The organism is Thermoleptolyngbya sp. PKUAC-SCTB121 (assembly GCF_016919485.1).
Taxonomy (GTDB): Bacteria; Cyanobacteriota; Cyanobacteriia; order Elainellales; family Elainellaceae; genus Thermoleptolyngbya; species Thermoleptolyngbya sichuanensis.
On record NZ_CP070366.1, the window covers coordinates 2,528,976 to 2,550,195 of the forward strand.

A 21,220-nucleotide genomic window follows, 5' to 3' on the forward strand; every position below is an offset into this window, starting at 1 on the left:
TTCCAGCGTTCTATAGGTATCTTAGGTTGCCAACCCTGCAAAAAGGCTTCCGGGTTGCGAGAAAGCAATAAACAGTTTGGGACAGTTTGCTGTTAGCTAGATGGGGCAAAGATGTTCAGGAAGGGTGCAGGTGATATCGCCTTACATGGGCTGTGCACATACTCTCGGCAAAATCTCTTATAGAGTTCCCCTTAGATGGACAAGAGTTACCAAAGAATTTGCCCTTGACCTCAGCATTTTGCGGAAGCTGTAGGCTAGCAGAAAGCTGAGTTGATGGAGCGATCGCCCCATTCTAGACAGAAGTGAGGTGGGAGGGCGATCGCCCTGTTGTTTTTCAGCGTGTCCTTGAGTCGTCGCTGCCCTAAGCCGCAGCACAAGCTAGGTTTCCTCTCCTCTCAAAATTGCTGGCTTTGCACAAACCTTGAGAGTGTTGCACGAACCTGTCCTGACAAGTCATTTCCCTTGACATCTCGACTTCTCAATTCGACAAGTACAAGATCTCCTGAAACGTCTACTACGTCCACAATTGAGCCGCCAGGGATTAGCTCAACGCCTGGAGAGTTCAAGAGCGACCGAATTCTGTTAGCATCTTGAGCCTTCGCTGCTGCTGCCAATGCCTCCATCATTGACTTGTTAAACACAGGAACCGGATCGTCGGGCGCTGGGCTGCCAGGACGAACTGCAAGATAGTGAATTGTTCGCATTGCCGTCAGCAATGTCCGGCAAATTGGGGTCGTCTTCAACGATTCCTCGTATCGACAGCGATTAGAGACGAAAACCTTGGGGTCTACTCCGTCTAAGGCCGCTGGGAACTTCTCGCTGGCGGCCGTTAGCTCATCCAGAGACTGGCAAACACGAATTGCAGGGTCAAGATCCTCAACTTGATCTGCCATCGGCGACACTCTCGCGGCAGCCTGCATCGCAGCTTCACAGTCGTTCGTGCGCTGAGCGGCGCTTTGAGTTGTTTGTGCATTTTGGTGTGCGTATTTCCGATTCCTTAAATATTCAGAAACCTTTGCCTGGGCAGTTTGGTAATTTGGGTGAGACGCTGGAACCGCCTGCATCAGATCAATTGCTTGCTGCCACGTCTTCAGTACAGTATTCCATTCGTCGTGGGTCTTCGCCGTTTGCGTCAGGGTTGCAGCTTCCATAGCCTTGTTGACTGCATCCCGAAAAGGATCGCTTTGTGCAGCATTTTGTTCAGCATTTAGAGACTGGCTTGGCGCTTCTGCTGAAGGCTCTGCAACTGGACGGGACTGGCAACCGAGGGCGATCGCCGCCAAGCTCATCGCCAAAATTATTTTACCTGCTCGCATAAATCTGGGTTGGACTAGCCTTATCTGGTTCATAGTTTGGTACTAGCAAAGTCAACATTGAAGTGCATAAATGGGCGATCGCGGCTAGATCAGAAACACCCATGTCGCTATCGCGGCCGTTCACTCGCTGCTCTTTTGACTGGAAAGCTGGTCAAAATCACTTGTAAGGGTTGTCGCTATCGCCCGCCTGGCCGTTTACTCGCTGCCCGCCCACCGCAGCGTCGTCCACTGGCATCCAGTTGCCAAGGATGGTCGCAGTTGCCACTGCCACTGCTGCCACCACTGCTGCCATTCGTTTGTGAATAAGATGAGCTTCTCAGATCCCGACTGTTGCTACTGCCACTGCTGCCATTCTGTCTATCGCCCCTGCCAGGCTCCTCAAACCCTTGTGGGCCACGGTTCAGCACGTAGCCACTCCATTGGTCTGGCGCATAACGTCGCACCATATTTAATCCAGAGATCCAATGGTCGTCTGAACCCCGTACTTCAGCAGTTGGTTGGGTATAACGGTGGACTGGAGTTGTGGGGGATAGGCGGATGGTTCGCGCACGCTGTGTATCACTGTGGATTGGGGGTGTAGGGGGTAGAGCCTGGCAAAGCTCTGTTAGGTCAAGCATTCGTCCAGAGCTAGTGATCATGAAGCAGGATGGATATTCTTGGGCGATCGCCTGGTCTACTGTGGCTGGAATCACTGTTAGCAGAGAGGTGAGGTGAATTAAGCTAATTGTCCAAGGAACTGAAGATTGCATAGCCAATGATAAGCAGTTGAGTGTGGTTGGATTTAAGGTGATGTCCGAGAGGGGTGCTCAAACCATCGTCAGCAGATCAAACATGGGCATTGATTCTGGTGAAGTGGCCGCTGCAACTGGCAGACATCGCAATTTCAACAAGCTATGGGTATCTTAGGTAGCCAACCCTGCAAAAAAGCTTCCGAGTTGCAGGGAGGGCGCTGGTCTGCTAAGAAGTGATGTGTAAAATAGACCTCCTGCGTGAATGGGAGGGAATGTGCCAGTTAGGGATAAAAGCTTGCAAAGATGGATAGGCGCATGGCAGAACTAAATCCAAGGAGGAAATGCCATGCCTTATCAAGCCTTGCAAAGCCTGTCTGCTGGAGAGTTTAAGCGATTCTGTGGTGTCAACTGGGAAACCTTTGGCGAGATGGTCGAGGTGTTACGTCCCCAACTAAGTAGCCCCAACTAAGTAGTAAGTAGATAGACCAGATTAAAAAACAGATCCTGAACCCTGCGCCGCCCGCGCAGCAGGCGGCGCAGGGTCTTTGGGTTTTATATTTTTATATTTATTAATGTCCACCTACTTAGAACGACAGGGAAAGCGGGGCGGACAAAACAAACTGAGCGTGGAAGAGCAATTGCTAGTGGCATTGGAATATTGGCGGGAATACCGCAGCCAGTTTCACATTGGCGCGAGTTGGGGCCTGCATGAAACCCCAGTCGGACGCATCATCAGGAAAGTGGAAGACATCTTGATCAAGTGCGGCAAGTTTCGCTTGCCCAGCCAACGGCAGTGGTACCAGCCTGGATGGGAATGGAAAGTGTTTATCGTAGACGCAGGTGAAGTTGAAATTGAACGTCCAAAAAAAACAGAAACGTGACTACAGTGGCAAGCAGAAGAGCCATAGCCTGAAGGCGCAACTGTTGGTGGATTTTGAGAACGGGCAGGTGATTGCGACTGCAATCGACAAAGGCAAGACGCATGACTTCAAGCTGCTCAAACGAAGTCGCCTGCCCTGGGTATCGTCGCAGTTATGTTTAGCTGACCGCGGGTATCAAGGGTTTGCCAAGCGTCATGCTGGAGCTTGTACGCCCACCCAAAAGCCGCGCAACCAACCGTTAGCCGAGGACGAGAAGCAACACAATCGGGCATTAGCGAGACTGCGGGTGAAAGTAGAGCATGTGATTCGTCGCTTCAAGATCTTTCGCATCTTCTCAGGGCGCTATCGCAGCCGGAGACGACGCTTTGGCTTGCGCTTGAACTTGATTGCAGGGTTGCTCAACTACGAACTGGCACACGCTTCCTGATTCATGCAGGAGGTCTAATGCCTCAAGCGGCTGATGAGCTACAGGTACTCTGCCAGAAAATCGAGAGCATCAGTGGCATCTGCACCGAAGGGGTCATCTTCCCAGCAGGGGGCAGGCAACAGCAGCGCCAGATTCGCCAGCACGTCCGCTTCGATTTCATCCAGATTTTTCACCGAAAACCAGTCCTCTAACGCCTTCAGGTCGCGATCACGCAGAGGAGCCAGCGTTGGCGTTTCAACAGGCGGGACGATCGGCAATTCAGGCAGAGGTGCAAGCGTGCTTCCTGGCTCTACCCTTGCCAGCGCTACGTCTCCATCGGGCAGTCGCAGGGCGGGAGTTGTGCCCACAGCCTGCCGACGAGCCACGCGCTTGCGGGTAAGGGCACGCGCACTAAACTCCAACAGTTCTGCCAGAGACGGGTCGGCGTTGTCGTGAGGAGAGGTGAGGAACATGGAGGGTGTGTGGGAGGGGGGAGGGAAGAGGAGAAACGGCGAAGAAGTGTAGGCTGATCTGGTGCGCGTGTGGGTCTGTGTATGCTTGGCGGGTGGTGAAGTTGGGGTGCAACGAGCTAGCGCGATCGCGCTCTGTTTGACCGGGCTATGCAACCGGAACCCGCAAGCAGGCTATGCAACTGGGAACAGCGTTTCAGCAGGAACAGCGCGACTGGGAACAGCGTTTAACTTAGTCTGTCGAGATTCCGAACCCAGGCCAACCGACCTTATGCTGAAATGCCTGCATAATGTCCTGAAAATCAGGCAATGTGAGCCTGCGGGCACTTCAGAAGTATTGGGTTTGCAGATTAAAGACTTTAGTTTGGACTAACTGGCATCACAATAATGCTCAACAGGATGCCATAAAGAATCTGCTCAACCGTTCATAACAGTTGAACTTAAGGAATTGGATACAATCCTGCTCGCAGTTAAGCTGCTGTTGCAACCGGACTGTTCAGGGATTGTTCGGATGTCTTGCGTTTCGAGGCTCGTTTTTTGACCATCGGATAGCAGGGACGAGGAGTTGGCTTGTGCCCCTTGCCTCGTCCTGGCGATTTACCACGAGGTTTAGGCGCAGGAGCAGGGGTGCCAATCGCTGCCAAAATGCCTGCAAACGCTTGTGCGACCCGACCCGGAGTCAACGTTTCTTGCGGTGCCTGCCAGGGCAAGGGGTGGTCAGTACAGTCCTTTCGCGCTAACCACAACTGCCAACTGAGCAACGGCATCAGGCTGCTCCACTGTTCGGTTGCCGATACAGAACTGAACTGGGGATGTGTCCAATATAGCCTCTGCTTGGCAAAGCGATACCAGTGTTCAATGGCAAAGCGACGGAGGTAGTGCAACCACAGGGTTTCTAACGGAGGCATCTGCTCACCCAGCCAAACTAACCACAAAGGAGCCAAGCGTCGCGTGCTGCTCTGTGTCTCCAGCACCTCCACGCGCAACACTTCCATTGCCCGTTTGGGGTATTTGCGGAAATGGTATGCACTCCAACGACTGACCCGCACTCGTCCCCAGTTGGGATCATCGACTTCAACGGTTTCGACCGGGACACTCCAAGTGTCAGGGTCATTGAGTTTCATCTTATGTCCATGCTTGGCAGGTGCGCCTCGCCCTCGATACGCTGGGGGCGCGCCATAGACACATCGATTGGATGTAACCCGCAGCAGCAAGTCTGCCTCAATCCCTGCCGTTTGGTTGACAAAACTGGCATTGCCGTACCCTCGGTCGTAGATCGCCAACGGACGCACCGCTAACTGCCGAGTCACTTGTTTGAGTTGGAATGCCGCTTTACTGGCGGGTGTTTCAAAGCTGGTGATGCGCTCATGCCGCAATGGTAATGCCCAACTGCCCCTGTCTTCAGCAATCCAGGCTAAGGTACTGTAGTTTTGTCCGGCTATCGGGGCATGTCCTGTTCTGCCTGATAAGGTGCGGTCTTTCAAACGCCTGGCAGCAGGACGGTTCCACCGACTCGCATCACCTGCCAACAACGGTTGCTGCTGAGTCGGTATCTGCTGCACCAACAGCTTCAGCACCTTTGAGCGGGGTAGGCGGCTATCGCGCAACGCTTCATAGGGGCTCGACCACTGGCGACGAAAGACAGGACTCTGCGATAGCCTCACAAACGACACGATGCACGCACTCACTAACACGGCATCCATCAGATCAAACAGGGCATCTCTGGCGTTTCCCAAGCTGGCATACAACGTTTGGCGAAATTGCTGAAGTTCGTTGAAAATCATGGGGTCAATGTTGGTTGTACTTCATTGACCTTACGGCAGTCGGTGCTTCTCATTGACTGCCTTCCTCTTCACCATTAGTCCAAACTAAAGTTAAAGACTGGCAGAGTGCGATCGCCCAGGTGAATTGATTGAACTGTGACTAAGCAGATCCTGAGTATCAGAATCAACCAGAATCAACAGATTCTTGAATCCAGCGATATGGCAAAAGCTACTATTGCTTAAACCAGATCTTGGCTTCAGCAATGCTGCGGAAATTTGAGAAACACCCCGTTTCTTGAAGATACGAAAAAATCCGGAAAGTTGCCAATTTATTTACAGATCGTTCACGGTTATGCAATAGGGCTGGAGCGTCACTTCAAAGACCTCGGCAAAAGACTGGGCGATCGCCCCTTGCACCTCCGCCACGGTAATCTCTGGAATCCAGTCGGCCAGGCAACCCACGGGGCGATCGCCGATGCCGCAGGGCACGATCGCCCCAAAGCCACGCATCTCCGGGCAAACATTTAGCGAAAAGCCGTGCATCGTCACCCAGCGGCTCACCTTCACGCCAATTGCGCCGACCTTGCGCCCGCCCACCCACACGCCCGTCAGCCCGTCGATCCGGTCGCCTGCCAGCCCAAACGGGGCGATCGCCCGGATCACTACCTCCTCCAACTGCCGCAAATACCAGTGCAAATCCTGCCGATAGCGCCGCAGGTTCAAAATCGGATAACCCACCAGTTGCCCCGGCCCGTGATACGTCACCTCGCCACCGCGCTCGACCCGGTGAATCTCTGCATCCGTCCGCTCAAGATCAAACTTCACAAAATCCAGCGTTGCCCCCTGCCCCAGCGTGTAGACGGGTGGATGCTCCAGCAAGATCAGCAGGTCTGGGGAATCGGGCTGCCGGATCAGGCGATTTAAGTGCGATCGCTGCCATTCCCAGGCTGTTTTGTAAGGCACAAGTCCCGCTTCCCAAAGCCAGCAAATATGGCTGGATGGTTGATTTACCCGTTGCTCCACCAAAGGACTCATCCCGCCCAAAAGCGACAGTCTGCACCTGCCAACAAATCAAGAATCATCACAGCTTGCAAAGCATTATGTAACGAATCCGTCGTCCAGAATACAAGGTGCTAGGGTGAAAATATACCCACTACAACAGGGTAATTGAATACCCACCATTAAGGGGAGGAAGCTCTATGAAGCTTGTCATCCAGGGCAAAAACATTGAGATCACCGATGCGCTCCATGAATACGTTCGTCAGAAAGTTGAAAAGGCAGTGAGTCATTTCCAAAACCTGACGACCGAAGTGGATGTATGTTTGTCGGTGGCTCGCAACCCCCGGATTAACCCTCGACAAACGGCTGAGGTGACGATCTATGCAAACGGCGCTGTTGTCCGCGCAGAAGAAAGCAGCGAAAACCTCTACGCCAGCATCGACCTCGTGGCGGACAAGATTAGCCGCCAGCTCCGCAAGTTCAAAGAAAAGCGGAAAACACACACCCCCATACGCACGGCTGAGGTGTTGCCCTATCAACCCGTTGATGCCGACTTGCTCGCCAACCGCGAACCCGAACTGCCCTCGGAGGTGGTGCGAAGCAAGTATTTTGCCATGCCGCCGATGACTATTGAGCAGGCGCTAGAACAGCTTGAACTAGTAGATCACGATTTTTACATGTTTCTTAACGCCGAGACGGGCGAAATCAACGTGATTTACGAGCGCAACCACGGCGGCTATGGCGTGATTCAGCCGCGCCGCACCAATGGCCACCACCCTGCTGAAAATGGCAATGGCAAAGCGGCTCAAAATGGCACCAAAGCCTACACGCCTTCAACTACTGCTTCGGTTCATAAGGGAACCTAGACCGCAGGGCGCGTTGGTTCATGCCATTCGTTTAAGTCAGTTACGTCAATCAGTTACAGCGGCTTACACAGCAGCTTATACAGCAGCTTAAAAGTTGCTGACCGCTCTTAACTGATTGCTCTAATCGCTTTTAACAGGAAAAACGGGAGTCCAGCAGTTTCGCTTGGCTCCCGTTTTAGGTTTTAGCAAAACTTACGCCCCTGAAGCCGCCAGCCCTGCCCTCACCAAGCTCCTGAAAACGCAATACGGGGTCGTATCGATTCGGGTTCTGCAATTTTGAATGGTCAGTCAAGCGTCTGTAGGGCTTTTGGCGATTCCATTCATAGCGCCCTTGGGGAGAGCTAATGCCGCTTGGGGTATGAGAGGGTCGATTTAATACATCGAGCACCAAGCTTCCGTATCAGATTTCATTTTGATTCTTTAATTTCACGTCTTTAGAAAGCGGATACGTATACATAGCCAGCCTAAGTGTATAGAAGCACTTCATGATGCCTCCATGAAAGCACCATGAATTTTCCATAAAGACCTGGGGGCAGGATTATCAGACCCTTTGGCGATTCAGCCAATCTACGCTCTACAAAGTAAATTCATACACGGGTCAGTAATGATAAAGATTTAATGGACTGACCGGATACCGCTTTCTATCCGTAGTTACACGGTTTAAGTTGTACGTATACGCAGTGAAGTCTTAAAAACTTTAAGAAGTAAGTTTATCTACTGCCTGATGTTGAGGCGAGTGGTTTCACTGACTCATGTACAGGCGGTTTCTGAGGTGTTTCTAGTTTGTCAGTCTCTTTGAGGGCAATTAAGGATCTGGCTCATTTCAGGCTATGGGCTGCTTTAGGGTGTGTTGAAAGGGGGTGTCGAAACATATTTTAGCTGGAGTCTAGTTCTGTTCCGCTGATTCGGTTGTTGGTTCGTCGGCAGAGTTTCTCTTGCATCAGAGTTCAAGCTTGTTGCTTGATCAACCTTGGTTTCACCCCCCGGTTTTAGGGGCATGACTGATCATCTGGTCTTGGATGCATGTGTTTCGGTTACGTTTGAGTGTTAGCTGGAGATTCAAAAGAGATGGTTTCCATAAAATCCCTCTCGCTCGGTTCGGCATCTAGAACCCTGTCCGACTTGCGATCGCCCGCCTTTACTCAACTCCGCAGAGGTGTGGCAATTGGCTGGGTGCGGATGCTCAGTTTGCTCGTGTCGGATGGCGCTGCGATTTTACTGGCTTGGGGGCTGGCGGTTTCTCTAGGAACCGAGTTGGACTCCCCTTGGAGTAGTTTAGGCCGCTACTCCTTCTTGCCGCTCATTCTGGCGGTCAAGCTGGGAGTCATGATTTCGCGAGGGCTGTACGGTTCGGGGCTGCCCCGTCGAGACTACCTGGGAGTTGTCAAAGCGCTTTCACTGGCGGAAGGGTTGCTGCTGCTGATTGCCTTCCTCTATGAGCCAGATCGGTATGTCTCGCGCTCGACGTTTCTGATTTCCTGGTTCCTGAGTGTGGCGTTTGTATGTAGCGGTCGGTTCTTGATTGACCGGGGCACTGAGATCGTTCGTAAGCGCGGTGCAGCCTGCTATCCGGTATTTTTAATCTGTGATGATGATGAGCAGCAGCGAAATATTCAATTGATTGAAAAAGAAAGTCGTTATCGTCTGATGGGGGTGGCGAGTGCCCGCGCCCTCGACCGACGCAATCGAGATGAAACAATCCGACGAGTCCGAGAGCTTGGCATTGCGGAGCTGTTTGTTTCTTGGACTTCGATTCAAAACCGACTCCACCTCTGTTGGCATTTTCAAACGGCGGGCATTACGCTTCGTATCTTGCCGGGTGAAATTGCCTCTTCGTTTCCCAAGTCGCAGTTTCGGATGATGGGTGAGTTGCCGACGCTGACGCTGGAAGCGCCAGTTCTGGTCGGTAGTGATTTTTGGATTAAGCGGTTCTTTGATTTCTGGGGTGCGGCGATCGCCATTCTGGTGTTCTCTCCGCTCTACGTTGCGATCGCCCTGCTGATTCGGATGGATTCTCCGGGGCCCATCTTCTTCCGGCAAACCCGCGTCGGTCTACATGGCAACAAGTTCAAGGTCTGGAAGTTCCGCACAATGGTGCAGAATGCGGCTCAACTTCAGGCCGTGCTAGAGGCGCAGAACGAGATGAAGGACGGCGTGCTGTTTAAGATGAAGGACGACCCCCGGATTACGCGAATCGGCAAGTTCCTGCGTCGCTACAGCTTGGATGAGCTACCGCAACTGTTCAATGTGCTGGTGGGTGAGATGAGCTTCGTGGGGCCGCGCCCTCTGCCTGTGCGAGATGTTGAGCGCTTTCAAGAGCGCCACTTCATTCGGCAAGAGGTGCTGCCTGGGATTACGGGACTGTGGCAGGTTTCGGGGCGTTCGGATATTACCGATTTCGAGAAGGCCGTGCAGCTTGACTTGATCTACATCACCAACTGGTCGCTCTGGCTTGACTTAAAGATTCTGCTGAAGACGGTTCAGGTGGTGATTGGCAAGAGCGGCGCTTATTAAGCCCTCTCCTAGAGCAGAAGAGGGATTTCGAACCTCTCTTGCTCCCCTTCTCTCCACCTGGGAGAAGGGGTTGGGGGGTGAGGGCAGATTGAACGTTGTACATCGCGTCTATACAAAGCGAGGGGGCACAATGCTCTCTCGCTTCTTCTTATAACGGCTTTCCTAAGATTATGGCTCTCCTGAGATTATGGCTCTCCTGAGATTATGGTTCTCCTAAGATTATGATTCTTCTGCAGCGCTTAACCGTTTATTCGCTAGCGAGTAAATAAACCGCACCCTGTTTGTCTCCGTCGATCACAATGCTCTCAAACATCAGTCGTCCCTGCACGATTCGCCGCTCTCCAGATTGCACCGTTGAGTCTGGCGAGAGAACCCAGATGCTGCCTGTGTTGTCTTGCAGTTCATACAGCAGCGCATCTACAAGCGGAGCGCGATCGCCCACCACGCCCGACACTCGAACGGGCACGCTAAAAACAAACGGCATCTGCTGCACCGAGCGAATCGAAACCGGAATGCCTACCCAACTGAGGGCCGCAAATCGCAGCGGCGTGAACAGCAGCACTGCGAGTACAATGCCTAGCAGACCTGCCAGAAGATAGGAGAGCGATCGCCGTTGAGTCACGGTTGGGGCATGTTGGAGGGTTGGAGGGCGAGAGCCATTGGAGCTTTGGAGTATTGAAGCATGAGACCGCTGATATCCAATGATCCGATTTCCAAAGCAACCATGCGAGCCACGGGCATTGTGCTGGTATTTGTAGGCGGGCTGCTGCTGCTGCAAGCGTGGAATGAAGTGCAGACATTGGGGCGGCGCAGCCGAACCTTCTGGCAGGATGTGGTTTTAGGGAGCGCGTTTGCGGCGCTGGGGGTGTGGCTGATCGTGTGGGGGGTGTTGCGCTAGTGGCTTGGTCACTGAGGACCCGGCTTGAAACGACTGACACACCCTACGCCACAGGGGATGCCTCGGCCCCCGCTGGCGAATTTCTAGAACGCGCTCACTCAGGCGACGGCGGTAGTCGGTGGGAATGTCAAACAGGAGCGTATAGCTTTGCCACAGCAGGGTTGAAACCGCGAGGCTAGCGCAGAGAATCAGCCCTGTGGCAGCCAGTGGATGGTAGATCAGCCCGTAGCGCACGGCAGTCCAGGTGAAATATTGCCGCCAGAGCGCAATTTCATCGCGCAGGTGCCACAAGGAGAGCGGCACAACCGCCAGCCACAACAGCCCTAGCCACCGCCAGCGCATGTTCATCCAGTGCTGATGCAGTCGCTCCACTTCAGCCTGAAAGTCCGAATCCGTGGGAAAGGGATCTGGCTGGGCCGCAGGTTTTTTCCAAATCGGTATGGGCCACATAGAAGCTACGTCTGAGAAGCTACATCAAAAAAGCCATTTCCAAAAAGCCATTTCAAAGCCATTAGGACTTACGCAGTTGGACAATTTCTCGCGGGCGCAGCCTGCGAGAAATTGTCCAAAACCCGACAAGTTTAATCGCAAGTGCGTAAGTCCTAGCCATATCTAAGTAAAACTGCGTCGGTGCTTAGATGCCCTTGGTGGTCAGGCATCTTCTGGGCTGGGAGTAATGTCAAGCGGGCCGTCGGCAACGGGTTCTGGCTGGGCGATCGCCCGTCCCGTCCGCTCTCGCCAAAAGGCCAGCAGCGTACTGGCGATAAAAATACTGGAATAAGCACCCGCTACGAATCCCACAATCAGCGCCAGGGCAAAGTATTTCAGCGTTTCTCCGCCAAACAGGAAGATCGCCACCAGACTCAAGATTGTGGTCAATGTCGTGTTGATGGAGCGGGTCAGGGTTTGGTTTACCGCCTCGTCCACAATGTCATTGATGTGGCGGCCCGGGCTTTCCTTGATGCGCTCCCGAATGCGATCGTAAATTACCACCGTATCATTCACCGAAAAGCCCACAATCGTCAGCAGCGCCACAATAAACAGGCTATCCACTTCCAGCCCTGACACCAGCCCCAGGATCGAAAACAGCCCCAGCGTCACCAGCACATCGTGCAGCAGTGCCACAATCGCAAACAGAGCATAGTCGAACTGGAACCGCAGGCTGAGGTAGACCATAATGCCCGCGAAGGCCGCCAGCAGCGCCAGCAGCCCCGATGTGAAAATCTGCCGACCGAGCGTGGGTCCCACGGTGTCAATCTGGGTTGCAGCAGGGTCAAATTTGCCCAGCTTGGCCTCCAGGGCTTGCAGGAGTTCGGTTCGCTGTTCCACATTCAGCGTCGAAGTGCGAATCAGCAGGGCATCTTGCTCGGTTCCTAATACCTGGATGCTGCTGTTTGCTAGTCCCTGTTCTGCCAGAACAGACCGCACCGTTGCTGGATCGATGGGCTGCTCACAGGTTTTCTCGCGGGCGCAGGCCAGCTCTAGCTGGAGCCGGGAGCCGCCCACAAAGTCGAGGCTAGGCCGCAGCGGCGCACCAAAGTTTTGCCAGGAGATCAACATCGCTGCCAGTCCACTGAGGATGAACGCGGCGGAGATCGCCCACCAGAGGTTGCGCTGTTTGATGACGTGCAGTTTCATGGAGTTGCCTTTGCCAGACGTGCGGCAGAAATGAACGGCAGAGCGGAGCCTTGTTTCGAGAAATGCTCAAACCTTCTCAGGTCGAAGAGGGACGAGCCGAGGGGGAATTGGAAACGCCGGGGCTAAAGTAGCTGGGCTTCCGCAGGCTGGGAACCGACAGCGCAGTGAGTAGCAGCGTGCGGGTACAGGTCAGCGCGGTAAACATGCTGACGACCACGCCAATTGCCAGCGTTAGGGCGAAGCCTTTGACCAGGCCCACCCCTAGCCAAAACAGGGCAGCACAGGCAATCAGTGTGGTGACGTTGCTGTCCAAAATGCTGGAAAAAGCGCGATAGAAGCCAGATTCCACGGAGCGGTAGAGGGTTTTGCCAGACCGCAATTCTTCGCGGGTGCGCTCGAAGATCAGCACGTTGGCATCCACCGCCATGCCGATGCTGAGGATAAACCCGGCAATCCCCGGCAGCGTGAGTGTGACGTTGAGTAGATTGAACAGCGCCAGGGTCAGCAGCGCGTAGACGACCAAAGCAATATCAGCTAGCAGACCCGGCAGGCGGTAATACACCACCATAAAGATGAGGACGAGAATGAGGCCGGCGATCGCCGCATAGATACTCCGCTGAATGCTGTCGCGGCCCAGAGTTGCGCCGACAGTGCGGTTTTCGACAATTTCCACCGGCACAGGCAGCGCCCCACTCCGCAGTTGCAGCGCCAATTCCCCGGCCCGCTGTGCGTCAAAGCCGCCGCTGATGCTGGCGCGGCCGCCGACGATGCCCGTTTCGGCATATTTCACGTCTACGGTGGGAGCGCTGAGCAGATCGTCATCTAGGAAAATGCCCAGGCTGCGGCCTGTGCCCGCTACGGCTTTGGTCATTTCGGCAAATTTCTGACCGCCCTCCTCGTTAAATTCCAGCCCCACTTCCCAAGCGTTGCCGCTGATGGGCTGGGCGTAGGCATTTCGTAGCATGTCGCCCGTTAGCCCTACTTTGTCGAACAAGCTGGCGATCGCCTGGTTGCTGCGCTCGATGGCGGCTCGGTTTTCGGCCAGTTCTGCCGGGTCTGCGTTGTTGATTTCTAGATTCGCCTGCTGCACGAGCAAGCCTTGCAGCACTTGATATTCTGCCCGAAGCTGGGCCTCTGTACCTTGGCGCTGCTGGCGAAAATCGAGCTGGGCCGTGTCGCCCAACACTCGCTCTGCCTGGGCCGGATCGCTCACGCCCGGAAGCTGCACCAAAAGCTGCGTGTCTCCCACGGTCTGCACCAGCGCCTCCGATACGCCCAGCCCGTTGACCCGGCGCTCCACCACCGCCCGCACGCTCTCCATCTTCTCTGGTGTGATTTCGGGGACTTCTGCCGTCGGGCTGACTTGGAGCGTCAACTGTGATCCGCCCCGCAAATCCAGACCCAAATTCAGCGGTCGCTGGGTTAGCAAAACCGCCGCGGCGATCGCCAACAGTAAAATCAACGCCAGGAGAGAACGCTGTCTGCCCATGCTTTGTAGCTCATACGACAATCGCTATGATAGCCGGATTTGGGAAGTGTTGGGGCGTTAGCGCCTTGGGGTGGAACTGTGAAAATCGAGGATCATGCTGTCCCGTCATTCCCTCTGCTCTTCCAAACGCGATCCACTTGCCGATCTGCCCGCACCTCCACCACCCAATCCACTTGCTCAGAATCCCGCAGCAGGGGCGGGTAAAATAGCGCAGGATGGAGCGATCGCCAGAAATATTCCACAAACTGGTCGATTTCGGCATCGCTCATGCCGGGGCGGCCAGCGGCGGCCATGCGGTGTTCGGCTTGCTTTCGCCACTGCTGGCTGAGGCGATAATCATCGGGGCGCAGCACAATCAGCCCATCCAGTAGGTTCCACAGGGGCAGATAGTCCGCCAGACGAGTGTTGCAGTCGCGGGCAAAGGCTCGGTCGGCGGCGGTGAGAATGGGCAGCGGCGCGTCGTCGAAGGCGGCTGAGTCGATGGGTCGCAGCCCGACAAACCAGCCTTCAAACAGCACCAGGTCTGCACCGGAAACTGGCTCTGGCGCGGTGCGATCGCCCTGGCCCTGGTGCAGCGATTTGTCGAACCGGGGCAGCAGCACGGGACTTTTGCCCTGTCGCAGGGCTTGGAGCGTCTGAATTCCCAGATCTACATCGTGCGTGCCGGGGGGGCCGCGCCAGCGCAATCGCGGATCGGCCTGCTGCAACTGCTGGCGATCGCCCCAGGTTTTATACAAATCATCAATCGATAAACAAACAACCCGCAGCCCGTCCGCCGCCAAAATGCCGCGTAGCAGCCGCGCCAGGGTCGATTTGCCCGTGCCCTGCCCGCCCAAGATGCCCTGAATCAGAGGTCGCGAGTGCAATCGCCAGCACTGCTTGAGCCATTCTGCCAGCGGCAGCCACAGACCCCACAGCAGATCTAGGGGCACTACGTCCCAGCCGAGTTCATCCTGGCAAAGGGGGGCGATCGCCCGATACGCCTGTCGAAATTGTTCGGCTTGGGCGATCATCCAGTCGTCTAGCTGGGCATCGGCAAGCCCAAACTGCTCAGGTCGCCAGCCCCGTGCCAGCCAATCTGCCCTTAGCAACGAAACTGCTAACGAAACGGCTGCGGACGAATCAGAACCCTGCCCAGGAAACGGTTCGTCAGCGAGTTGCGCCAGGAGGGTCTGAAATGGAGCGTTCTGAGTTGCCACAAGTTGCTGTAAGTTGCCACAATGCGTCTTGCCGAACCGCTTGTCGAACTTCTGCTGCGCCTCAGCTTCCCAGCTTGAAGGCTTCCAAAAACAGTCCGTAGGTCAGCCCTATTTTCATGGCGTTTAGCATCTCTGACACGATGGACGGGCGCGGACGGCCGTTGACAAGCTGCGATCGCCGCTGCCAATACACAAAGCGACTAATCGCCTCCGTTATCGCCACCATCAAGGCTGACACCAAAATGTCCAACTCTGAAGTCGCTCCGGCTGTGGTGGCCACCGCCCCCGCCAGAAAATTTCCCAGCAGCAAACTCATCACTACCAGCGAAATCCGCCGCCAGGGATTGAGCAGCCATTGGTCAAACTGGCCCAGCGTACCGTTGAGGAGGCGAGTCAGGCGAGTGTCCTGCATTTCTGGAGATGGGGATTAGGAGTTGGGGATTAAGGCACGATGTGCAACTTTCAATCTGCCCTCATCCCCTGACCCCTTCTCCCAGGTCGGGAGAAGGGGAGCAAGAGAAGCTTGAAGTCCCTCTCCCGCCCTGGGAGAGGGATTTAGGGTGAGGGGGATCGGCAAAGTTGCACATTGCGTGGATTAAGGCAGCTCGACGGAGGTGGGTTTGGCGACATGGGGCAGGCCCCAGCCCAGTTTCTCGCGGAGGACGTGGAAAAATTCCGGTGGCTTTAGCCGCACAAACTTGGCAGGATAGGGCGATCGCTGCACGCGCACCCGGTCTTCAGGACACACGTAGCAGCCTGCGTTGCCGTCCACGACCATCACTAGGCGATCAGGATTAGCTGCGTAGATTGTAACGGGTTCTGTGGCAGAAAAAACCAGGGCGCGAGAGGCCAGCGAATGCGGGCAGATCGGCACCAACTGCATCACGGCTACGTCGGGCGTGATCACCGGGCCGCCTGCCGACAGCGCGTAGGCGGTAGACCCCGTGGGGGTAGAGAGAATAATGCCGTCGGCGGCGATATCGACGGGCGCGTGGCGGCCCACTTCCACCTCGAAGTGGCACATGCTGGTTAGCGGCTCTCGATGCAGCACCATCTCGTTCAAACAGAGCGCCTCCCAGGCCAGCACGTCCTTTTGAAACAACTGAACCGTCAGCATCAGGCGCTCTTCGATATCGTAATCCTGCGCCAAAATCGCCTCAATTGCCTGAGGAAGCTGGTTCAAATAGGTTTCGGTCAAGAAGCCCATGTGCCCCGTGTTGATGGCCAGCAGCGGGATGCCGTGGGGAGCCACCTGCCGAAACGCTGCCAGCACGGTTCCATCTCCGCCCAGCACCACCGCCAGCGCCATGTCTTCGTCAAACCCGGTGGGGGCGAGACTGGCGATCGGCGTATGGCACATGGGCCGGTTCGGCTTGGAATATCCCAGGATGCCGCCCATTCCGGTTGCTAGGTGTACCTCCCAGCCATAGCCTGCAATTTTCTCGTTCAGTTCTTCCGCAATGCGGCAGGCCACAGGTTTGATGTCGTTGTAGATAATCCCGATTTTGGGCACACTCAGCGTCCGGTTCTGGTGGTTGGGCAGTCGTCGAGGGAAAGGGTCGCACGAGGGTCGGGTCGGCGAATTTGGCGATCGCCCTCCAGACTGGCTCCGCAGCAGCGATGCAGCTTGAACTCCGGCAACACGCATTTGCAAGAGCGACCAAGAGCGACCAAAAGAGAGCTAGCCAAGACAGAGTTAGCCGAGACAGAGTTAGCCGAGATAGAGAGCCGAGACAAAGCTGCGCTCCAGGCTGACCCATCATTCCCTTACTATTTAGATTATGTCCAACCGTAGAAGTTTGCACGCTGCTGCTCAAGAGTTGGCAGGGGATGGGGCGATCGCCCCCCAATACAGATTGATAATCCCAGCTAATGACCCCCTGCGGGTTCTCCAATCTCCCCAATTCTGCTTTGAGTTGCGACTTTTGTGAATACTTGTTACAAGTGAGGTGGCTTCGTTACAAATTCGTTACAAGAATTGAACGATCCGCTGCGAATGCCTCCCACCCCTCTACTGCTGGATACCCTTTTAACAAAGCCTATGTTTGGCGGTTTTACTGGTTTCACACGCCCACTCAATACTGACATGGGTGAGCAGGTGCTGAATGCGGTTGCAAACCAGTCCATCCGCCACCTGTTCACGAGCAGCGAAGCCATCGATGTGCAGATCCGCTGCTTTCCCTCCAGCAAGCTGTTGCAAGGCAGCATCGACAGCTTCAAGATGCAGGGCCGTAACCTGGTGATTCGGCGCGATTTCCACGTCGAAGAAATGTCGTTTACTACGGATGCAGTGTCGATTGACCCGGCCTCGGCGCTGAGCGGGCAACTCCGCCTCAAGCAGCCGACGCAGGCCGTGGCGCAGGTAATCCTCACAGAAGAGGGGATTAACAAGGCTTTTGACGCTGATTTGGTGCGCCAGCATTTGGTGAATGTAGAGATGGAGGCGCTGACGAATCTGTCGGGCGGCGAACCCGTATCTTTTCGGGATGTCCACATTACCCTGATGCCCGAAAACCAGGTGCATATTGGGGCAAAGGTAGATTTGCCAAACCGGAAGGATCTGCCGATTAGCCTGCGGTCTATGATCGCCGTTGAAAAGCGCCGACAGATCCGCTTTCAGAATGCGGAGTTTGATCCAGAGGGTGTGCCAGACGAGGGGCGATCGCTCTCTAAAATCGTCAGCCTCGCCTTTGCTGAGGTGCTAGACGGCATGGTGGATTTAGATCGGTTTGATCTGGACGGCGTGATGGTGCGGATCAATCGTCTGGAAACCCACGGCAAAAAACTGGTGTTTACCGGGTATGCTCAAATAGACCACTTTCCCGGTTCTCGGTAAAGTCGCCTTTTTTGCCCCGTTTCATGTCAATTCCTAACCTACTTTCCACGGGCGGCCTGGTGATGGTGCCGCTGCTAGGGCTATCGATCTTGGCGATGGCGCTAGTGCTAGAGCGGCTAGTGTTCTGGTGGCAGTTGACCCGCCAGCAAGATCGCGTCATCCAAGACACGTTGGCCCTCTATCGCCGCAGCCCCCGCGCCGCGTTTCAAAAGCTAGAGCAGCACGCCAACTTGCCCATGGCCCGCATTTTCCTGGCGGCGCTGGAGCTAGAGCAGGCCACACCGGACGAGTTTCGGCTGGCGCTAGAGAGCGCGGCCCAAGCGGAGCTGCCCTTGCTACGACGGTTCAACACAGTCTTCGACACGGTGATCAGCGTTGCGCCGCTGCTAGGGCTGTTGGGCACGATTCTGGGGTTGATCCAATCCTTTAGCTCGCTGCGGCTGGGCGACCTCGGCGGTACGCAGACCGCAGGGGTAACGGCGGGCATCAGCGAGGCGCTCATCTCCACCGCCGCTGGGCTGATTGTGGCGATTATCACGCTGCTGTTTGCCAACACGTTTCGCGGCCTATATCAGCGGCAGGTAGCGCTGATTCAGGAATACGGCGGCCAGTTGGAACTGCTACACCGCCGCCGTCAGGAATATCGGAGTCCCCCCTATGCGCCTACCCAGTGAGCCAGATCCGCCGCCGTCGATCAACATCGTGCCGATGATCGATGTGATTTTTGCGATTCTCACCTTCTTTGTCCTGTCTACGCTGTTTCTGACGCGCTCCGAGGGGTTGCCTGTGAACCTGCCAGGGGCGGCGACGGCAGAGCTTCAACCCCAGGAGCAAACCGTCGTCACCATTGACGCTAGCGGAAACCTGTTGCTAAACCAACAGCCGATTACGCTAGACGCGCTGGATGCAGCGGTGCGCCAGCGGACGGACGGGGGCAATTCGCCGCTGGTGGTGATTAATGCCGATAAGGCTGTACCCCACGGTCAGGTGGTGGCGGTGATGGATCGGCTGCGGGCAATTCCGAATGTGCGGTTGGCGATCGCCACGGAACGACCCTAGCAATTTTGGATTTTTGGATTTTGAATTTTGGATTTCAGGCTTTGGAGGCGAGGAACTCATCGTAGGCGGCGTAAACGCCCTGGACGTTGTACCAGTTGAGGAAGACGCGGGCGATTTCGAGCGCAAGCTGCGGTTTGCCCCGATCGATTAGCCATTGCAGCAGGGGCGCGAGGGTGCGCTCGTTGAGCCGGCCACCGAGAGACAGCACGCCCCACAGGACGCGGTGTAGCCAGGTCATCTGGATCATCAGGCGCACGTCCCAAGTGGGGTGCTTTTGGTAGAACAACACGCCCATGCGGCCGCGCTGAATTTCTTTGTCAATTAGGTTGGGAATTTGGCTGAGGGCGAAGGGTGGATGCCAGTGATAGCCGACGGCCGCCGGACATTTCACGAGGGTCAGCCCCAGGTTTTTCAGGCGAACGCCCAGTTCCAGGTCTTCCCATCCGTAGAGCTGAAAGCGCGTGTCAAACAGCCCTGCTTGCTCTAGCCAGTGACGGGCGATCGCCACGTTTCCAGTGGCAAAGTATGCCGCCGAAAAATCCGTCACCTTGAACGGTTCAGCGGTTGGGTCGTCGAAATTGCAGGTATTGATCACGCGGCCGTAGGTAAAGAGGCGATCGCTCCCCAGCCGCTTTGTGCCTTCCACCAGCGCCGCCGCGTGGGCCTGCAAGAAGACCTCTGTCACCACTAGATCGCTGTCGATAAAGATAATCGTGTCGCCCGTTGCTTTTTCCACGCCCAGATTACGAGCCGCAGCCGGCCCCTGGTGATCTTGCAGAAACAGGCGGACGTGTGGCAATGCTGCGGCGTTTGCCCGGAGCCAGCCGACGGTTTCATCCGTCGAGCCGTCGTCTACGACGACGACTTCATAGCCTTCGATGGGGCTGTTGGGCGGAATGACCTGCTGTTCGAGCGATCGCAGGCATTTTTCCAGAATCGGCTTGCGGTTGTAAGTCGGAATAACAACGCTAAAGAACACGCTTTCCCTCGGACAAGTTCTGAATCAGGCGGTGCAATCTCGGCGCAATCTCCATTCTCCGATTTTGGATTTGCGATTGGATTTGCGATTTTGGACTGCCAGTCAAGCTTTTGCTAGGCTTCCAGCAATTTCCTTCGCAGCGCCACCTGGGAGAATTGGACATCAGCCCCAGCAGCCTACGGCCGCCAGCACGTCATTCCGAGCTTAGCGCAGATGCCAGGCGACCTGTCCCAAATGGAGGACGCTTATTCCTGAATTCGCACACCGACCACAGGTGCATTGAATCGGAAGGTTTGTCCCTCCAGTTCCAGCGGCGTGCCCACTTTCACCTTGTTGTTGCCCAGCACTGGCCCATCGTCCGTCATTTGGGCATCTCCCGCCAGAGTAATCATCATGTCTAGGGTGAAGTCCAACTCTGGGCGCGGATCGGGCAGCGAAATCACCGTGCCATCGGGCTGGGGAACCGCCACCGAGCGGGGAAGTTGCTTTACGCCCACCACGTCCAGTTCGCCATAGGGCTGGTTACGGATGATCACATTGACCTTTTTGCTCTCTTGCAAGGATTGCACCAGCGCCGCCGGATCGCTGACCGTTAGCCCACGCACAATGGTATCCACCTGCACGGGCTTGGTCTGTACGCCAAGCTGCGCCACCGAGGAACCCGAAGTTCCTGGCACTAGAAAAACTGCCACCGCTACCAGCAGCATCACCAGCGCCGCGCCTAAATCGAGGATATTGACCTTGCCAAACAACCGTCCCTTTGAGTCCAGAATAGCCATGTCTGAAGCGTTCTAGCCGACGCAATACCAGGTTTAACCCAATTCCTGCACCACTGCAATGCAGCGGACTATGAAAGAGTAGCACGACGGGATGACGGTGGTGCAGTCCGTCCATTAGAGGGGAAAAATATTTGGGCAGTCGAGGGACTTAAGACCTTTTTGGATGATTTGCGGGCATCAACCCGCTACGAATAGTCTGCCTGTATTTCGACGGTTGGGAGCATCTGCTTCCCTTTGTGCTGCACAGTCTGGCGCTACACATCTCGCCCAGCACCACTTGCCCAGTACCAACTGAGCCGCCATACTGAGCCGCCATACTGAGCGTTGCTGCTGCTGGCGCAGGACAATTGACGGGGGCGATCGCATCCAGTACAAACGTCCATCAAGCTGTAATTCG

The 21,220-nt window shown here is 55.4% G+C and carries 23 protein-coding genes; 8 read left to right on the forward strand and 15 right to left on the reverse strand.

Annotation, left to right across the window (positions count from 1 at the left end; all coding sequences use genetic code 11):
* Positions 1–395: 395 nt before the first annotated feature.
* The gene (locus tag JTM80_RS10545) at positions 396–1,349 is read right to left on the reverse strand and encodes a hypothetical protein (protein ID WP_205371152.1); all 954 of its coding nucleotides are present in this window, start codon (positions 1,347–1,349) and stop codon (positions 396–398) included.
* Between the two features lie 124 nt (positions 1,350–1,473).
* The gene (locus JTM80_RS22995) at positions 1,474–1,608 is read right to left on the reverse strand and encodes a hypothetical protein (RefSeq protein WP_255548906.1); all 135 of its coding nucleotides are present in this window, start codon (positions 1,606–1,608) and stop codon (positions 1,474–1,476) included.
* Between the two features lie 1,011 nt (positions 1,609–2,619).
* Between JTM80_RS22995 and JTM80_RS10550 the strand changes: the two genes are divergently transcribed.
* Positions 2,620–2,928 (forward strand): transposase family protein, encoded by a 309-nt coding sequence (locus tag JTM80_RS10550; RefSeq protein ID WP_172354991.1) that lies wholly within the window; start codon positions 2,620–2,622, stop codon positions 2,926–2,928.
* On the forward strand, positions 2,900–3,355 hold the full coding sequence (locus tag JTM80_RS10555) for a transposase (protein ID WP_205371153.1): 456 nt from the start codon (positions 2,900–2,902) through the stop codon (positions 3,353–3,355). Before JTM80_RS10550 ends, JTM80_RS10555 begins: the two co-directional genes overlap by 29 nt.
* 38 nt (positions 3,356–3,393) lie before the next feature.
* Here the strand turns inward: JTM80_RS10555 and JTM80_RS10560 are convergent, their stop codons facing one another.
* The 3 genes from JTM80_RS10560 to lipB form a co-directional block, all read right to left on the reverse strand.
* Positions 3,394–3,807, reverse strand: a complete 414-nt coding sequence (locus JTM80_RS10560) for a hypothetical protein (RefSeq protein WP_205371154.1) — start codon at positions 3,805–3,807, stop codon at positions 3,394–3,396.
* A gap of 467 nt (positions 3,808–4,274) precedes the next feature.
* Positions 4,275–5,588 carry an NF041680 family putative transposase gene (locus tag JTM80_RS10565; protein ID WP_205370910.1) on the reverse strand — a complete coding sequence of 438 codons (1,314 nt, stop codon included), beginning with the start codon at positions 5,586–5,588 and terminating at the stop codon, positions 4,275–4,277.
* Positions 5,589–5,900: 312 nt separating this feature from the next.
* A complete protein-coding gene (lipB, locus tag JTM80_RS10570) occupies positions 5,901–6,602 on the reverse strand; it encodes a lipoyl(octanoyl) transferase LipB (RefSeq protein ID WP_205371155.1) in 702 nt (233 codons plus the stop codon).
* 164 nt (positions 6,603–6,766) lie between these two features.
* On the opposite strand from lipB, the gene hpf reads away from it, so the two are divergent.
* On the forward strand, positions 6,767–7,432 hold the full coding sequence (gene hpf, locus JTM80_RS10575) for a ribosome hibernation-promoting factor, HPF/YfiA family (RefSeq protein WP_172354982.1): 666 nt from the start codon (positions 6,767–6,769) through the stop codon (positions 7,430–7,432).
* Between the two features lie 1,068 nt (positions 7,433–8,500).
* Positions 8,501–9,946 (forward strand): sugar transferase, encoded by a 1,446-nt coding sequence (locus JTM80_RS10580; protein ID WP_172354979.1) that lies wholly within the window; start codon positions 8,501–8,503, stop codon positions 9,944–9,946.
* A gap of 247 nt (positions 9,947–10,193) precedes the next feature.
* Here JTM80_RS10580 and JTM80_RS10585 read toward each other — a convergent pair whose 3' ends face one another.
* On the reverse strand, positions 10,194–10,568 hold the full coding sequence (locus tag JTM80_RS10585) for a hypothetical protein (RefSeq protein ID WP_205371156.1): 375 nt from the start codon (positions 10,566–10,568) through the stop codon (positions 10,194–10,196).
* A 60-nt stretch (positions 10,569–10,628) separates the two neighbouring features.
* Here JTM80_RS10585 and JTM80_RS10590 point away from each other — a divergent pair, with 60 nt between their 5' ends.
* The gene (locus JTM80_RS10590; protein WP_172354975.1) at positions 10,629–10,844 is read left to right on the forward strand and encodes a hypothetical protein; all 216 of its coding nucleotides are present in this window, start codon (positions 10,629–10,631) and stop codon (positions 10,842–10,844) included.
* On the opposite strand, the gene JTM80_RS23000 is transcribed toward JTM80_RS10590, so the two are convergent.
* The 6 genes from JTM80_RS23000 to JTM80_RS10620 form a co-directional block, all read right to left on the reverse strand.
* Entirely contained in the window at positions 10,785–11,294 is a 510-nt protein-coding gene (locus JTM80_RS23000; protein WP_205371158.1) for a hypothetical protein, read from the reverse strand. The genes JTM80_RS10590 and JTM80_RS23000 overlap by 60 nt on opposite strands.
* Positions 11,295–11,495: 201 nt before the next feature.
* On the reverse strand, positions 11,496–12,482 hold the full coding sequence (secF, locus tag JTM80_RS10600; protein ID WP_172354973.1) for a protein translocase subunit SecF: 987 nt from the start codon (positions 12,480–12,482) through the stop codon (positions 11,496–11,498).
* Between the two features lie 76 nt (positions 12,483–12,558).
* A complete protein-coding gene (gene secD, locus JTM80_RS10605) occupies positions 12,559–13,971 on the reverse strand; it encodes a protein translocase subunit SecD (protein ID WP_172354971.1) in 1,413 nt (470 codons plus the stop codon).
* A 92-nt stretch (positions 13,972–14,063) separates the two neighbouring features.
* Complete coding sequence (locus tag JTM80_RS10610) at positions 14,064–15,170, reverse strand: glycerate kinase (protein ID WP_205371159.1); 1,107 nt, start codon at positions 15,168–15,170, stop codon at positions 14,064–14,066.
* 61 nt (positions 15,171–15,231) lie between these two features.
* Positions 15,232–15,582, reverse strand: a complete 351-nt coding sequence (locus JTM80_RS10615) for a DUF565 domain-containing protein (protein WP_172354967.1) — start codon at positions 15,580–15,582, stop codon at positions 15,232–15,234.
* Between the two features lie 183 nt (positions 15,583–15,765).
* A complete protein-coding gene (locus JTM80_RS10620; RefSeq protein ID WP_172358863.1) occupies positions 15,766–16,683 on the reverse strand; it encodes an NAD(+) kinase in 918 nt (305 codons plus the stop codon).
* Between the two features lie 573 nt (positions 16,684–17,256).
* Here JTM80_RS10620 and JTM80_RS10625 point away from each other — a divergent pair.
* Genes JTM80_RS10625 through JTM80_RS10635 form a run of 3 tightly spaced genes read left to right on the forward strand, consistent with a single transcriptional unit; the run spans position 17,257 to position 19,065 of the window.
* A complete protein-coding gene (locus JTM80_RS10625) occupies positions 17,257–18,006 on the forward strand; it encodes a DUF2993 domain-containing protein (protein ID WP_255548907.1) in 750 nt (249 codons plus the stop codon).
* A gap of 23 nt (positions 18,007–18,029) precedes the next feature.
* Complete coding sequence (locus JTM80_RS10630; protein ID WP_205371161.1) at positions 18,030–18,680, forward strand: MotA/TolQ/ExbB proton channel family protein; 651 nt, start codon at positions 18,030–18,032, stop codon at positions 18,678–18,680.
* Positions 18,664–19,065: a biopolymer transporter ExbD gene (locus JTM80_RS10635; RefSeq protein WP_172354963.1), complete on the forward strand. Its 402-nt coding sequence runs from the start codon at positions 18,664–18,666 to the stop codon at positions 19,063–19,065. Before JTM80_RS10630 ends, JTM80_RS10635 begins: the two co-directional genes overlap by 17 nt.
* 34 nt (positions 19,066–19,099) lie before the next feature.
* Here JTM80_RS10635 and JTM80_RS10640 read toward each other — a convergent pair whose 3' ends face one another.
* The 3 genes from JTM80_RS10640 to JTM80_RS23005 form a co-directional block, all read right to left on the reverse strand.
* Positions 19,100–20,044, reverse strand: coding sequence for a glycosyltransferase family 2 protein (locus tag JTM80_RS10640; protein WP_172354961.1), 945 nt, complete (start codon positions 20,042–20,044; stop codon positions 19,100–19,102).
* A gap of 245 nt (positions 20,045–20,289) precedes the next feature.
* Entirely contained in the window at positions 20,290–20,823 is a 534-nt protein-coding gene (locus JTM80_RS10645; protein ID WP_172354959.1) for a DUF4330 domain-containing protein, read from the reverse strand.
* 254 nt (positions 20,824–21,077) lie between these two features.
* Positions 21,078–21,206, reverse strand: coding sequence for a hypothetical protein (locus JTM80_RS23005; protein WP_255548908.1), 129 nt, complete (start codon positions 21,204–21,206; stop codon positions 21,078–21,080).
* Positions 21,207–21,220: the final 14 nt, after the last annotated feature.